This is a genomic window from Yoonia vestfoldensis SKA53 (assembly GCF_000152785.1).
GTDB lineage: Bacteria > Pseudomonadota > Alphaproteobacteria > Rhodobacterales > Rhodobacteraceae > Yoonia > Yoonia vestfoldensis_A.
In genome coordinates, this window is record NZ_CH672414.1 from 2,261,555 (window position 1) to 2,276,095 (window position 14,541).

Below are 14,541 nucleotides of genomic sequence, written 5' to 3' on the forward strand. Positions count from 1 at the left end.
GGTTATCCCACTTGATCCAAGTCGTCTTCCATCAAGGCCTTGAACACGTTGGAAACGCGTCCGGCCTCGTCAGCCACAATCATGCGGATCAGGGCAACTTTGTCGTCATAGCTGTTCGCAGTATCAAGCATCTCAGCCGAAATCGTGCTCTTCTTGGGCTTCAGCTTGGCCTTGATCTCTTCAAGCGTCTGTCCCTCTTCCATCTCGATCACATCCATATCGATGATTTCGCCGTCTTCGGTGGTGATCACATTTCCATAGCCGCCGGATTCACCGCTCGAAGCAAGAAACTGGGTCAGCAAAGGCTTGATCAACCCCAAAGTCACCACAGCCAAGACGATAACCATCAAGGCATTTCGCATCATTTCGCGGATCCATGGGTCTTCATGCCACACCAATTCGGTGCTGCCGCTCAGAGACGAGATAACCGCCTCGGGTGAAATGAAAGGCAGACTTGACACGATCAGCGTGTCACCTCTGCTTTCGTCGATCCCAACAGTGCGGGACACGAGGGATTTGACTTCGTCGAGCCTGCTTGGGTCAAGCCCGATGGCGGGTGCCGCCACGGCGTCGCCATCTTCCGTTGGTGCCACAGGCAGTGTTTCGCGCAGCAATACGGCAACATGAACACCGTTTATGCGTGTCATCGGGCTGTTTTCCGACGTCACTGTCCGGCTCACCTCGTAATTGCGCATGGTGCTGTCTGATGATCGCAGGCGCGGCTGCCCCGGCCCAGTGTTCCTGTCGACTGGTGCGTATATTTCGGCAACGGTGTTCGCGCCAGCTTCGGCGGTTGCGCCCGCTTCGGCAGGCGCCTGCCCGTCTGCTGCGCCTGCTGGCTGTTCCAGTTCCGGTCGTGGTGGAGGAGTATTGCCAACAGTGCCCGGAATACCCTGCGACGCTTCTGCGACCTCCTCTTCCACCGCTACCTGCTCACTCAAAAGGGCCGATTGATCGGGGATCACCATGTCTTCGGTGCGCTCGGTGCGGGTAAAGTCGATATCAAGCGAAACCTGTGCGGAAACATTCCCCGGCCCCACAATTGGTGTCAGCAAGCTTTCGATACGCGTGCGGTAAATGTTTTCCAGACGCAGCTGATATTCAAGCTGCCGATCAGCCAGATCGGTCGCGGGGTCATTGACGGTGTCAGACAAAAGCTGCCCGTTTTGGTTAACGACTGTCACGCTGGTCTTTGGCAGGTTTGCAACAGAGGACGACACAAGATTCACGATCGCCATCACTTGCTGCTCGCTCAAGCTGCGACCGGGCATGACCTGCACGAAAACCGAGGCTGTCGGATTTTGGGCATTCCGCGCAAAGGCGGAACGCTCTGGTATTGCCAGATGCACGCGAGACGCTGACACAACATCAATCTCGTTGATGGACCGTGCGAGTTCGACCTCCTGGCTTTGCTTCAGGCGCATACTCTCGACTGAACGGCTGGTTCCCATCGGCATATCGGTCAATACGCTGTAGCCATCTGGCATTGATTGGGGCAAACCCTGCGCGGCCAATGACATGCGCGAGTTATAGAATTCGCCGGTCGGCACAGTGATATCGCCTGTGACCGGATCAATTTGCACATCGGTGCCGTTATTGCGCAGCGCGTCCATCACTGCTGCTTTCTCAGCCTCGGGGAGCGCCGCGAAAAGCGTCGTGCGCTGCGGTGCCTGCAAGATGAGATATAAAATGAGGCCAAGAACAACAAGCAAAGCCGCAGCAATAACAGGAAAAGCGCGCTGCACGGCCGGCTGCATGTAAAACGTCCGCAGCTCCCCCATAGCATAGGAGGTCCGTTGCATCACCCCGGTACGCGAGGATGCCGTGCTCAAATTGGTCGAGCTATCGGTCATGTCGTGATCTCATTAAGCACTGAATTTCCTATACCAGACAACACCTTATACAGGCATGTTCATAATGTCCTTGTAGGCGCTAAGCGCTTTGTTTCTGACGTTCAACGCCATCTGGAAGCTAAGAGAAGACACCTGTTGGGCCACCATCACCTTGGTCAGATCGGTTTCCTTGCCGGTTTCGTAATCTTTGACCAGCTGAGCAGCGTCGTTTTGCGATCGCGCCACGTTATCAAGGCTGTCACTCATAAGATCAGCAAAGCTCGAGCCATCATTCGACCGGCCCACCATGCCACCGCCGGCAGCCCTTTCTGCCATATCTGCGGCCCGACTTAGGGCTGCATTGACGGTTGTCGATGAAACATTACTGATCTGTTCCAAGGCTTTCATTTCACACTCCTTTGGCGCGCGGTCAATTTACTGCCTGCGCCGTTGCTGTCTGAGATTGAATATCCATGATCGAAGACTGGTCGATCATGATGGCATCGGCCGTGATCACTGGACCGTCTTTTAGAACCAACGCGCGCTGGATCACATTTTCCAGCTCGCGGACATTGCCGGGCCAATGATGCGCAGTGAGCAGATCAAGCGCATCGGGTGACAGCAATGGTGCTTGTGTCACATCTTTGACATGTCGCATGACCAATTCATACGCTATCGCGCCAATATCTTCGGGTCGCTCGCGCAAGGATTGCGTCTGGATGGGGAACACATTGAGGCGGTAGAATAGATCCTCGCGGAACCGGCCCATACGACATTCATCGCTCATGTTCCTGTTTGTCGTCGCAAAGATCCGCACGTCAACTTTGATCGCCTTCGTGCCGCCAACCGGCGTGACGGTCAGTTCCTGGATCGCCCGCAAAAGCTTGGCCTGAAGCTGCAGCGACATTTCCGAAATCTCGTCCAGCAAAAGCGTGCCGCCATCCGCCGCCCTGATCACACCGACATTCGATGTCGAAGCGCCGGTGAAAGCACCCTTTTCATGACCAAACATCATCGCTTCCAGCATGTTATCAGGGATTGCTGCACAGTTGATCGCGATAAATTCTTTATCTTTACGCGCAGATTGGAGGTGCATGAAGCGTGCCATCACCTCTTTGCCGCTGCCACTGGGGCCATTGATAAAGACGCTGACATCAGATTTTGCAACGCGTCTGGCCAGGTCATACAGCCGCCGAGACCCATCAGACCGCACCAAGGCGCGCCCCGTGCCATGCAGCAGCGTGACAATGAACTGCCTCGCATCATCCCGCGCCATATCTTTTGGCAGTGACAGGTTCACGATCCGACCACCCAAGGATGTCGTAATACCATAGGCCGCGGCGCGGGTGTCTGCGATCAGGACAGACTTGGCGCCGACAGATTTTGCAAGCTCGATAACCCCCGACTGGCCACCCAGTTCGGCGGCTCTTTGCGCCGACAAGATCAAAAAGTCGGTGCTGCATTTACCTTCATGATCACAGCCCATGACCGACACAGCATCAATCTCATGCAAAATGAGATACTCCAATATCTCGGAGCCCAGGTCGAAAGCGACCTGATCAATAACTACCCTGTGTACGATCTTCATCATGAAATGAGAAAGGCAAGCGCCATGCCAATCCTGGCCCGCCGCTGAAATTCGACATGATATTATTTATAATTTACCGCCAGCTGTTGCGCGGCCATCATTATCTCATGTTTGCGCTTACAGTTTAGCCGCCACATGCCCGTGCAGATCACCCCACAACCGGAGTTCAGGCGGCAAAACCTGTAAATCGTCTGATAAGACCCAATTTGCAAAGCCGTCGAAAGTGACAAAACTTAGGCACCGAATATTTCGGTTGCTGGATTAAAGCTTGAGGCAGCGTCAACATGGTTGTGCATGCACTCGGTTTCTTGCTAGTACAGAAGTCAACAAATATTACCAGTAAAAGAACGTGACAAGAAACGTATCGGCATAAACAGGCGGTAACAGGACATGATGATATCTGGATCATCTGAACCGATTAAAACACTCTTGGCTGATATAAAAAATGCTGCGCCGTACAATGTAAATGTGCTTGTGGTTGGCCCAACCGGTTGCGGTAAAGAGCTTGTCGTACAAACGCTTCACAAATTGTCAGGCCGCAAGGGAAAACTTGTCAGTGTAAACTGCGCCGCCATTCCCCGCGACTTGTTAGAAGCCGAGCTGTTCGGTCATGAAAAAGGTTCATTCACCGGTGCAGCAACGCGAAGGGTCGGAAGATTCGAGGAAGCCGCTGGTGGCACGCTATTTCTGGACGAGATCGGTGACCTGCCGCTTGAGCTTCAGGGCAAGCTTTTGCGGGCAATCGAAGCCCGTGCCGTGAGCCGCATCGGTTCGAATACCGAACAGCCCATCGACTTCCGTTTGGTATGCGCCACGCATCAGAACATCGGAGATAAGGTCGACAAAGGTGAGTTTCGCCAGGACTTGATGTATCGGATCTCGGTGGTCATGCTGCAAGTCCCCTCATTGCAAGACCGCATAAGTGACCTTCCTGAATTGGTGCGCTCAATTTCGGACGGGCTTGAAACTGACGGCTCTGGACTCGTCCCGCCCAAAGTCAGCAGTGATGGTCTGGAAGAGATGATGGCCTATGCTTGGCCCGGCAATATTCGTGAATTGCGAAATTTTTTTCAACGCGCTGCGGTTTTATCAACAGGTGTTCCTATTGATAGAAACGTAGTGCGGAAACTTCTGCACCTTCCTCTGGATCGATTAGCAGAACAAAAAGCTCTTTGGACGGCAATCGACCAAATGCCAGATGATGATGAATTAATAATTGCAGATCCTGTCGCGGCTCCTTTGGAAAGTGCAGATCAGTCGATGATCAGCATGCTAAACGGTGATGATCAATTCAATCTGCAGGGTCACCTAAGTGCACAGGAAGCAAAGTTCATCGAATTAGCGATGGAGCTTTGTAACTATAATACAGCAAAAGCCGCTAAACGACTTTCGCTCAAACGTACGACGCTTATTGCGAAAATGCGGAAATATGGAATTTCATCTGACCTGCCCTCGGAAAATTCCTATAACCTGAACTAAGATATGCAGCATTCGTGCAGCCGCTGCCGAGATTGGCAAAAATCGGTTTGTCATTTTTCTGACAACGACACGCGCCTTGCAGCTTCATAGGATCGGAATGCTCCATGAAAGATCGGATATGAATTTGCGATCTTGCCCGTTAGCATCCAGATAACCATCAGAGGTCAGAGTCAGGCTGTCCTGCAAAGCTAGGATAAGCGTCACCGGTCGCGGCGGGATGTGTTGCAAGCAATTCAATACCAGATTGAATTGTGCAACAGATACAGAAGCCCGTGCCAGCATCACAGGTCGGTTCTTTTCGATCTCGACAACGCCGATGGCGCCAACCTTGTCTACGTCGGTGGGCTTCAATGTCAGGACCATATTGCCCCGCGCGATGTTCATAAGACTGCAGTTGGCTACAAGAGCAGGAATAGCGTCATGCCCGACCAGAGTAACCTCGGCGGATTGAACGGAAACCTGGATGACGTTGATCGTCTCTTTCATGCAATGATAACCGTTCCACGCATATCACGCGCCCCCCATCCCTTCGGCAAAGTCCCGAAGCAGGGGTTGCATTTTCTTGAATGCCATTGATTTAAGTTGCGAAACGCGGCCTGGCGTTACTTCAAGTATGGCCGCTATTTCGTAGATATTCAGCTCTTCTACATAATAGAGCTGGAGGACCAAAGCTTCTCGTTGAGGCAAAGATTTAAGTGCAATCAACAACGCATCTTTCAACCTGCCACGGTCCAAAAGCTGTTCTGCTGGCGGCTCCTCTGCGGAAAACCACATCGAATATTCGTCATATTCATCCTGAAGCGAGTTCTGGTAACTGCTGTTCAGGCTTTGCTCCCAGGCATTTAACTCGCCGATAGTCATTGATACGGCCTCGGCCAATTCCACACGCGTCGGTGCCCGACCGAGTTTCTGAGACAGCTCGGCTTGTGCAAATTTGACGACCTTGGTTGTCGCAATTGTTTTGCGCCCAAGATTGGAATTCTTTCGAAGATAATCGTATATCGCGCCTCGCACGCGCAACACAGCATAGTTTTCGAAAGACACGCCCTCGCGCCGAGTATAGCGCTGCGCTGCTTCAATTAAGCCAATCAAACCAACCTGCAAAAGGTCGTCGAACTCGACAATAGAACGTACCCGGGAATGAATATGGTGCGACACGCGTCGGACCAAAGCCTCATGCTCTCTGACAAGTTTCTCGACATTCAACTTGGCCGATGGGTACTCCTGCATGCGCCACTGTTACCTACGGAACGGGGCTATGAAACGTAACAGCATCCGGTCCGGTATAGCCTGCGCCCCCTGCGAACAGCGCGGCCAGAATAGAGTCAATCTTTGGATAAATACGTGCCTTCATCACATCGCGGTCAATCGACCTGCCATGGACCGAGCTTGCATTGATTTCGCTCATCTTTGGCATGTAGCCAGCATAGACCAATTTTACGGGCAAAAAGCTCGATACAGTCCGCTCAAAGTTATCGAAGATCATTTTTGCTTGTTCGGCTGATTTAGCCATGTTCACGACAGCCGAAAAGGACGTTACATTCTTTTCGAAATATGCGTTCTTGATCAAAGCATATGCATCAACAAAACTTGTCGCTTGGCCTAACAGGACCACCATGGTGTGGTCGGCAACTGACACAGTGTTCATGACACCTGTTCCCGACCCAGCCGGTACATCGACGATTATATATGCAAAATCATGCGCGGTGGTTTTGAGCGTGTTCAGCAAATCTTTCAGCCGCTCGGCATCGCTTTCTACTAAGACGTTCGCCGCGGTACGACCTGGCAGCAATGACAAGCCATTTGGCAATTTTTGGACAGCATCGCGCCAATCGCACCGACCCTCGAGGACATCAATCAAATCGACCGTCGGCCGTGTGTTCAGCAAAACATGAGAGTTAGCCATCAACAGATCAGAATCGACAAGAAGCGTAGGCCCGTAACCATCCTGCAGCCGCGTAGACATATTAACGGCCAACGATGATTTACCGACGCCGCCTTTTCCACTCGCAACAGAAATGATCGTAGGCATTACACCAGACTCCCTTTGGAACACATATGCACAAATAAGGCCAAGTTAACAATCTGTCATTAAACACACAGAAGCAATAAAAAGCGGCTAGGGATCAGGCGCTCCAATGTCGATTTCTACCGCTATCGATGTGGATAAAAGTACTATAAGTACCAACGCCTCCACGACATATAGCATTTGCGGTGGCCCCAAGTTGCCGCTGTGAAACTTTTGGCAAGGCAAAATCAATAGCCCTGCCTTCCATGTGAAGCGAGTTGATGGCAACATTTCGACTTCTTTGCCGCAGCAACTCGTTTGTCCTTTGGGACCGGTATCCTGAATTCACTTTTACATCGGTCGGATTGCCGGGTGTCGCAAAGGCCCTGCATATTTCCAGAAAATCCTGAACAACCGAAGGATCCATCACTTTGACCTGGTCTTGACGCCAATCACGCATGAAATGGTTCAATCGGCGGCGCTGAATCCACCCCAAATCTAATGAAGCGGGAACATCCAGAAAAAGCCGTTCACCAGTATTTGCATTGTGCAGACGCGCCACGAAAGGCAAGGACGGGCGGCCAGTAACGATACGCGGGCCTGGTTTTTCACTCTCGACCAGACCAGCCGACGCTTGTTGCGTATAAAGCTGCATCATCGAGCTCTCGGAACCCAGTTCAGCAGATACCGGATTGTGAGAAAATAAACCGCCGCCTTTCTCAAGATCGACGAGCGGTGCAGCGCTTGCACCGACGGGTATACATAGAAGACCGGAAACAACACTTCTACGAGAAAGCGTAACCGCGCTGTGCATCAAAGAAGCCCCACGAGTGACATGAAATATTGCCTAGCGGGTGAGTTTCTCGATCATGTCGGAATAGGTTTGCAGAATACGCGACGATCCCGAAAACTGCTGCTGCGCGCGGATCATATCCGTCAGTTCAATTGTCAGATCGACGTTCGACGTCTCTAGGGTTCCTGATTGGATCATGCCAAATCCATCTTGGCCACCGACACCAATCTTCGGCGTCCCAGCACCATCCGTTGCTAGAAAGCGATTCATCCCAATCTGTCGAAGTGCTATTTCATTTGGAAAAGAGGCAATCGCGATCGTCCCTAACAGTTCTGCGGGTGCGGAACCATATGTGGCCATAAGCTTGCCGTCGGTACCGATCTCTAGAGCTGTAAGCTGGGCACCACCATCACCGTCCTTTTTTACGGGGACCTTTAAATTCACAAGTGGGGTGGCTTCGGCGGGCGTAACACCAGGACCGTACCCCATCACAAAGTCATTAGTAGACGTCCGCAACTGGCCGTCTTTGTCTAGGGAAAACTCCCCATCACGAGTGTAACTTATCGTTCCTATCGCCCCCGCAGTCGCACTCGGGGCAGCAGACACGAACATGCCTTTTCCGATCAAAGCCAGATTCAGAACACCGTCACGGGTCAACAAGCCGCCCTGCTCTGTGCTTTGCTTTGTCCCATCGACGATGCTGCCGACGCCTTTGGACAGGCGGGCAACCGAGTCAGCCGATCCGCCGCTGTACAGATCCGAAAAGCTTGTGTTGCTCTTTCGAAAAGCTGTGGTGCCGGAGTTTGCAACATTGTTTGAAACCACAGCGATTTCAAACATTGAAGTGGCCATGCCAGATTTGATCGTACCGAACATTCACATCTCCTTAGCGTTCACTAGTGTACCTTTGCAGAAAGCGTGCCAAGATAGTGCTACTTGAGAAAGTCGAACAAGCTGCTTTGGCCGATACGCGAATAGGCCTGCATAGCCGCATCGCGCGATACCAGCAGTGCCTGAAGCTCGGTCACGACCTTGCCCAGATCAGCAGAGCCAAGCTCGTTCACGTCAGTTTCCAAGGCCAAGGCGCGCGATTGCAACGCAGCCTCTTGATCCTCGGCACGCTTTAACCGCGCGCCAATCTTGGTGCGCGAAACGGCGATGTCCTGTCCTGCCTGCACAAGCTTCTCCAACTGCGCATCAAGCGTTTGCGCCGTCGGCACCATCGTTTGTGGTGGCTCACCATCAGCCATGATCGTAAAGCGCGGTTCGCGCGACGCAAGTTCAACGCCTTCGATCTTGAGCGCAGACAAAGCGATCGTCCCGGTAGCGGCCGACAGCACCAGGTGGCCACCAACGACCGTCGCTATGACGCCGGTCTCATCCGATTTCTTGTTGATCGCGCTTTTCAGCTGATCATGCGACCCGCCGACAACATCGGTTGCCGTGATCGACGTGCTCCCTGATGGACCTTGTAGATCGAACGACACATCACGCGGGACACGATCCCCGTTAAAGCTTAGCGAAAGTTCATCACCTGCATCGGCCGAAAGCGTGCTGGCATAGCTGCCATCGGTCAACAAAGCTGCCTCGAAACTATCAACAATATCAAAAATGCTTGCGACACCATCGGACGTGTCAACCTGCATGAAAACCTCGGCCCCATTCACCGATGTGGGCAGTCGCGTCGTTTCAGAAGCCGCCAAGGTATGCTGACCGCCATCACCGCGATACTGGATGCGGCCATTCGTATCTGGCGTGAATGGTTGAATATCAGTGGCATATCCGCCGAACAGTGCCTGATCGTCCGACGTGCGGCTGTTTGCAAGATCAATCAATGCCTCACGGCTTTGTGCGACATCAACCCGAATTGCCGCCAGGTCCGATGCACTGACAGTGTCTGTATTTGCAGAAATCGCCCGCTCGCGCAGCTGCGCCATGATACCGTCAACGCTTGCCAGTACCGTATCACCCAATGACAGACGCTGCTGCGCGGTCGTTGTGTTTCGTTGAAACCCCTTCAACTGTGTCAAGCTTTGTTCCAAAGCGGACAACTTGACAGCCTCGATAGGCTTTTCAGAGGCTTCAGTGATTTCACGCCCAGTCGAGATTTTTGTCTGGCGCAGTTCGATTTCTTTGTTGACCTGCGAGAACCGCGTCAACATCTGATCAGAAAATAGCTTGGTTGATATAGACATATTTTACCTCATGCGATCCGGATCAGTGTGTCGAACAATTCTCGTGCGGTTTGCAGGATGCGTGCCGCCGCTTGGTAGGCTTGTTGCTGAGCCATCAACTTTGCTGCTTCTTCATCAAGGTTCACCCCACTCAATTCACTTTCTGACGCAACCGCAGCATCGCGGACCGCCTCATTTGATGCGCGCGTCAGCCGCCCAGCTTCGAGGCTGGAACCCACGCCTGCGGCGATGGAGCGAAAGTTATCTTGAAAGGTTCGCCGACCGCTGCCTTGCTCACCAAGCTTGATCAGCTCGTCCAGGTTGCGTGAATCGCCCGAAGATCGTTGCCCCGTAGCAAATTGAAAGCTGTCACCTGTATCGGCAAAGCCCGCTAGTTCCAGTGTTTGACCCGTCACATTGAACCGGGCCAATCCGCTCGACATGCGGGTTGCGATCGATGCCCCCGATACCATATCAAAAAGTTCGACCCGGCCTGATGCGTCATCCATCATCTCGATCCGAAACTGCTCTGGTCCACGGGTTTTGGCCGTCAGCGGCTCGCCAATTTTGAATTCCGCGCTCAGGCGTCTTGCGCCATCTGAACCCATCACGACGATCAGCTCTTCGTCGGGAAGATCGTCCAAATGCAGGTAAATCCCGGCGGCACTGGTGCCACGAGCCTTGATGTCGACCACAGTTTCGTCGGTGCTGCGCGCCAAAAGCCTGCCGTTTTCGACACTCAGTTCGGCATTGGCAAGCTTGAAGCCAAGAGCGGCTGCGTCAACGGATGGCGTGACAGCCAAACCCAGCGCAGACGTCAGCGTGATGCTGGTCGGTTCATCATCGCCCCCGGTGATGTCAACCGACAGCTCATCGGGCTTGGGGTCGGATTGGGTTAGTTTACCGTCTTTAGCTTGAAGTATCACCGTTTTCGCGACGCCGCCGACGGTGACATTAATCTGATAGGTGCCATCGGTCGCATCAAAGCTGCGGCCTTGCAGGCTTTGCGTCAACTGAGTGTCCGACAACCCAAAAGCCTCTGCGCCTGAATCGGTCACTGGTCGTGGTCCCGCACCAGCAAGTTGGCCGTCCGCCACAATCAGAGAGAGTGAAAAACCTTCGTTGGTTTTAATAACTCGAGGCAGAATGCGCCCGGCTTCCGGCCCGGTCATTTCAAAATCCAAGGCCGTCAGTCGGTTGTCTACGCGAGTCAAAGTATATTCAGCACCCGCCAGCACGAATCTTGCAGAGGCACCAATCGGAGGATTCGATGTCGATATTAACGCATCGCCTTCCAGCGACGGAATTGGGGCTTGGGCGCGCAGCTTTTGTGCGGTCAGCTGGGCCACACTCTCACCCGTCATGATACCAGCGCTTAGTTCGTTCGCTGACACATCCGCCGTGAACTCCATGAGCAGCGTGCCGTATGCCGCTGTCAAAACAGTTTCAAATCGCGCCGAAGGCGCATGAATGCGCGTGCCATCGACATTTTGCGACAGCCCGTCGATACGGCTGTCCACAGCATAGCTGAGTGCAGCAAGCGTGCCGCCATTTGAATGCTCTTGCGAGGCCAAACCACCCTTCATGGGATCAGCGACAGACACCAACGGCTTCCCGCCACTTGTTTTCAGTGCAAAGCCTGACCCGCTTGTGAACGCGATAGTTCCGCTAAACCGCAGATCAGCTGTGAAGTCCTCGGACGCGAGTGGATTGTACATTTGGTCAAGCGAGCTGGCGCGCAAAGCCACACCAGACGAGATGTTCGTCGTAACAACGTCAAAGCCATCCCGCTGTACCAAGGTGACGGCATTGCCCGACACAGAAAGCTCGGCTGTGACGCCGGTTTCATCGGATCTACGATTAACCGCCTGCACCAGCTCTGATAAATCGCCATCGTTGATCTGTGCCGTAATCTTCAATGCGGTGTCGTTTACACCTTTCAGGTCGAATTGTGTTGTCCCGCTTCCCACACCATCCAGCGACAAACGTATCGCCGTACGCGCCACCGCACTCACCCCGACCGGGGCGAATGCCTTGTTTGCCTCTTGCGCAACATAAGCAGCATCAACGCCTGCGGGAATGCTGAGCGTGCCAGTTGTCCCCGTGTACATCTCAAGGGTGATGGTTTGGGCTGTCGTGCTATTCGCCGCGGGGTTGGATGAAATAGTACCACCCGCAGGGCCGCTGAGACCCGTCAAGGAAACCATCTTGGATTGCAGACCGCTTGCCAGTGGGTCGGCTCCGGAACTGCGCTGCACCACCGACATTCCACGATAACTTGATGAACCACTGACCGCATTATAATCGGACCGGTATTCAGCAGATGCATTAAATCCGTTCTCAGTCGTCAGCAGCTGCGCCACTTCAGCCGCAGCAAGCGGCGTCCCAGAAACCTGCCGCCCCTCGCGGGTAAAAATCCGGATATCACTGGCTGGTTTGCCGCTTGTGATACCGGTCAGCAACGCGTTGCCCCCAGCGGAAACGGCGCTGATTGCTTCCAGCTCACGCGCACCATCCGAGGCAAAGGTAAACCCTGTTGCCGATCCTGTCACAGAAAGGCCAAGTTCTGAAATCGTCACTTTGGCCGAATTCTCGGAGGAAACTCCTCGGAGAACACCCGCAGACAAATACTTGGCGAATTCTTCGCCCGACGCCCACGCACCACTTGGATCTGTATCGGAGTCCGGCGAAAAACTGTATTCTATGACGCTACCGCTATCGCGATCCCGCAAGGTGAGTATCAGACCCCCGATATCCGCATCATTCTGCGCTGAAACTGTCGCCGTTGTTTGTGTAGCCAGGCTTGCCAGCGTGATCGACTCGGTACCTCGCGGGATACTTCCGACGACACCGCCGCGCAGAAAATCTTTTGCCGCGACAGGCGAAAGGTTGTTTGTCAGAACCGACGACAGCGCTGGCACACCCGACCCAGGCAAGGCTTCCTGTGTCGAGGTCAGGACCGCCGAACCCTTGTTTGTTGTGGTAGGATAGATCGCAATCGTCGAAGCTGCGGCAATTTCCTCGCCCCGCGTCAACAAAAACGAGATTCGCGACGCCTCGCCCGACATCGGTGTAATGCTAAATGTATCGCCGTCTTTGGGCGTTCCCTCAACAAGAATGACCGCGCCGTCTATTTCGAGGCTCGCGCGCCCAGCACCCAGCCTTGCACCAGTATCATCTGTCAGTTGCCATTGCCCACGACGCCCATCAAACGTCATTTGCAACGCACCCAGCCGGTCTGCCAGGCCAGGAACCAGACGGATCGTTGCTTGCGCATCCCCTTGGTTGGACGCACCGGCGGTAACGGAAAAATCGACCACGGCAAAAAGCTCTCGTCCAAGCTGCCCGTCCAGATCGATCCCCTGCGCATGCTGGTCGTTCAGTTTTTGACTAAAGTCGCGCGCCAGCGCGTCAAGCTCACTCAACGCGCGCCGATTCGTACCATGCGCATCAACCAACCCGCGCAATCCGCCCGTTTCCAGCTGAGATACGATCTGACCAGAGCCGACACGGAACATGATGCTTCCGGACTCGCCCTCGACCACAGACAGCTTTTTGGCATCTTCACCCGTCAGAATAAGCGGTCCCGAGTCGGATGCCCCTAATCGCAACTCGGCGTCCAGCCGCTCTCCAATTTTGATGTTTACGGGAATTTTCTCGGCAAGCGAATCCAGCAGGCGATCGCGTTCATCCAAAAGATTGTGTGGCGGCGCACTTCCGATGTTCGACGATCGCAACTGCCCATTGATGATGCCAAGTGATTGAAGCGTACGGTTCACGTCAACCAATTCGACACCAATCTCTTCGGCAGTACCATTCATCAAACTCGTCAGCATGCCCGCTGTCGTATTAAAGGCATTTGCGACGGTTTCCCCCATTTCCAATGCGGCTTCGCGGGGCGCAGGATCGCCGGGGCTGGCAGCAACCTGGGTCAGGTTGTCGAAAAACGCGGTCATCACGACACCCAGATCGCCATCATTGGGCAGGATCAGGTTTTCCAGCTGTTCCAGCTTGCCAACGAAGGCATCAGAGGCTTCGAACCGCGCTGTGGCGCTGCGTTTGCTTTCAGTCAGGAATCCATCATAAGCCCTGCGGATCTCGCCCAGCTTAACACCCAGCCCCGTTTGCGATGACAGGCCAGTGAGCTCACTTTGAATACCGTATACTTCGGTGAGCGTCGCGTCTCTGCGACGATAGCCCTCGGTATTGGCATTGACGATATTCTGGCCGGTGACATTCAGTGCCTCGCGTTGCGCCTGGACCGCACTGCGGCCGATGTCTAGCAAACTGGCCATTTAAACTGCATCTCCATTCCGGACTCTGTTTTGAAACTGCCGCACGATGGCATCTGCTATGCCTAGAGATTCTCGCTGCGCCAGTGCGCCGGCGTATTCAGCATCTAACATTTGAGTAAACGTCTTTTGTCCTTCACTATTTAGCAAAGGATCAGACAATTCCGCCGACCGCGCAGAAGATAAAATAGCTTTGACGAATATTGCCTCAAACTGTTCGGCAACCGCCGCAAGCTGTTCAGGCGTCTCCAACCTTGAATCACGATTCAAGGACATGGACTGCTCGCTTTGAAACGCAGCATCCGTAGCCAGATTGAACGCAGAAGGACTGATGGGATTCATAGCATAGCCTCGTTTTCCTGCGCCAAAGATCTT

Annotated in this window: 12 protein-coding genes; 1 reads left to right on the forward strand and 11 read right to left on the reverse strand. The window is 53.6% G+C overall.

Going from position 1 to position 14,541, the window contains the following annotated elements; translation table 11 throughout:
• Positions 1–2: 2 nt before the first annotated feature.
• Genes fliF through SKA53_RS11000 form a run of 3 tightly spaced genes read right to left on the reverse strand, consistent with a single transcriptional unit; the run spans position 3 to position 3,423 of the window.
• Positions 3–1,853 carry a flagellar basal-body MS-ring/collar protein FliF gene (fliF, locus tag SKA53_RS10990; RefSeq protein WP_007206215.1) on the reverse strand — a complete coding sequence of 617 codons (1,851 nt, stop codon included), beginning with the start codon at positions 1,851–1,853 and terminating at the stop codon, positions 3–5.
• 45 nt (positions 1,854–1,898) lie between these two features.
• The gene (fliE, locus tag SKA53_RS10995) at positions 1,899–2,240 is read right to left on the reverse strand and encodes a flagellar hook-basal body complex protein FliE (RefSeq protein ID WP_007206216.1); all 342 of its coding nucleotides are present in this window, start codon (positions 2,238–2,240) and stop codon (positions 1,899–1,901) included.
• A gap of 22 nt (positions 2,241–2,262) precedes the next feature.
• Complete coding sequence (locus tag SKA53_RS11000) at positions 2,263–3,423, reverse strand: sigma 54-interacting transcriptional regulator (protein ID WP_040482941.1); 1,161 nt, start codon at positions 3,421–3,423, stop codon at positions 2,263–2,265.
• Positions 3,424–3,810: 387 nt separating this feature from the next.
• Here SKA53_RS11000 and SKA53_RS11005 point away from each other — a divergent pair, with 387 nt between their 5' ends.
• Positions 3,811–4,899 carry a sigma 54-interacting transcriptional regulator gene (locus SKA53_RS11005; RefSeq protein WP_040482942.1) on the forward strand — a complete coding sequence of 363 codons (1,089 nt, stop codon included), beginning with the start codon at positions 3,811–3,813 and terminating at the stop codon, positions 4,897–4,899.
• 84 nt (positions 4,900–4,983) lie between these two features.
• Here the strand turns inward: SKA53_RS11005 and SKA53_RS11010 are convergent, their stop codons facing one another.
• The 8 genes from SKA53_RS11010 to SKA53_RS11040 form a co-directional block, all read right to left on the reverse strand.
• Entirely contained in the window at positions 4,984–5,385 is a 402-nt protein-coding gene (locus tag SKA53_RS11010; RefSeq protein ID WP_007206220.1) for a hypothetical protein, read from the reverse strand.
• A 24-nt stretch (positions 5,386–5,409) separates the two neighbouring features.
• Positions 5,410–6,129, reverse strand: a complete 720-nt coding sequence (locus SKA53_RS11015; protein WP_007206221.1) for a sigma-70 family RNA polymerase sigma factor — start codon at positions 6,127–6,129, stop codon at positions 5,410–5,412.
• 13 nt (positions 6,130–6,142) lie between these two features.
• Positions 6,143–6,931, reverse strand: a complete 789-nt coding sequence (locus SKA53_RS11020; RefSeq protein ID WP_040482943.1) for an AAA family ATPase — start codon at positions 6,929–6,931, stop codon at positions 6,143–6,145.
• 94 nt (positions 6,932–7,025) lie between these two features.
• The gene (locus SKA53_RS15280; protein ID WP_081440136.1) at positions 7,026–7,721 is read right to left on the reverse strand and encodes a YcbK family protein; all 696 of its coding nucleotides are present in this window, start codon (positions 7,719–7,721) and stop codon (positions 7,026–7,028) included.
• A gap of 33 nt (positions 7,722–7,754) precedes the next feature.
• A complete protein-coding gene (locus SKA53_RS11025; protein WP_007206224.1) occupies positions 7,755–8,576 on the reverse strand; it encodes a flagellar hook-basal body protein in 822 nt (273 codons plus the stop codon).
• Between the two features lie 56 nt (positions 8,577–8,632).
• The gene (gene flgL / locus SKA53_RS11030; RefSeq protein WP_081440137.1) at positions 8,633–9,895 is read right to left on the reverse strand and encodes a flagellar hook-associated protein FlgL; all 1,263 of its coding nucleotides are present in this window, start codon (positions 9,893–9,895) and stop codon (positions 8,633–8,635) included.
• Between the two features lie 8 nt (positions 9,896–9,903).
• Positions 9,904–14,169 carry a flagellar hook-associated protein FlgK gene (flgK, locus tag SKA53_RS11035; protein WP_007206226.1) on the reverse strand — a complete coding sequence of 1,422 codons (4,266 nt, stop codon included), beginning with the start codon at positions 14,167–14,169 and terminating at the stop codon, positions 9,904–9,906.
• Complete coding sequence (locus SKA53_RS11040; RefSeq protein WP_007206227.1) at positions 14,170–14,508, reverse strand: rod-binding protein; 339 nt, start codon at positions 14,506–14,508, stop codon at positions 14,170–14,172.
• Positions 14,509–14,541 lie beyond the last annotated feature (33 nt).

What these genes read in the sequence shown, in the direction of transcription:
- SKA53_RS11015 (WP_007206221.1), bottom strand. Translation starts at nt 6,129, where the DNA reads ATGCAGGAGTACCCATCGGCCAAGTTGAATGTCGAGAAACTTGTCAGA.
- SKA53_RS11000 (WP_040482941.1), bottom strand. Translation starts at nt 3,423, where the DNA reads ATGATGAAGATCGTACACAGGGTAGTTATTGATCAGGTCGCTTTCGAC.
- SKA53_RS11025 (WP_007206224.1), bottom strand. Translation starts at nt 8,576, where the DNA reads ATGTTCGGTACGATCAAATCTGGCATGGCCACTTCAATGTTTGAAATC.
- flgL (WP_081440137.1), bottom strand. Translation starts at nt 9,895, where the DNA reads ATGTCTATATCAACCAAGCTATTTTCTGATCAGATGTTGACGCGGTTC.
- SKA53_RS11010 (WP_007206220.1), bottom strand. Translation starts at nt 5,385, where the DNA reads ATGAAAGAGACGATCAACGTCATCCAGGTTTCCGTTCAATCCGCCGAG.
- flgK (WP_007206226.1), bottom strand. Translation starts at nt 14,169, where the DNA reads ATGGCCAGTTTGCTAGACATCGGCCGCAGTGCGGTCCAGGCGCAACGC.
- fliF (WP_007206215.1), bottom strand. Translation starts at nt 1,853, where the DNA reads ATGACCGATAGCTCGACCAATTTGAGCACGGCATCCTCGCGTACCGGG.
- SKA53_RS11020 (WP_040482943.1), bottom strand. Translation starts at nt 6,931, where the DNA reads ATGCCTACGATCATTTCTGTTGCGAGTGGAAAAGGCGGCGTCGGTAAA.
- SKA53_RS15280 (WP_081440136.1), bottom strand. Translation starts at nt 7,721, where the DNA reads ATGCACAGCGCGGTTACGCTTTCTCGTAGAAGTGTTGTTTCCGGTCTT.
- SKA53_RS11005 (WP_040482942.1), top strand. Translation starts at nt 3,811, where the DNA reads ATGATGATATCTGGATCATCTGAACCGATTAAAACACTCTTGGCTGAT.
- SKA53_RS11040 (WP_007206227.1), bottom strand. Translation starts at nt 14,508, where the DNA reads ATGAATCCCATCAGTCCTTCTGCGTTCAATCTGGCTACGGATGCTGCG.
- fliE (WP_007206216.1), bottom strand. Translation starts at nt 2,240, where the DNA reads ATGAAAGCCTTGGAACAGATCAGTAATGTTTCATCGACAACCGTCAAT.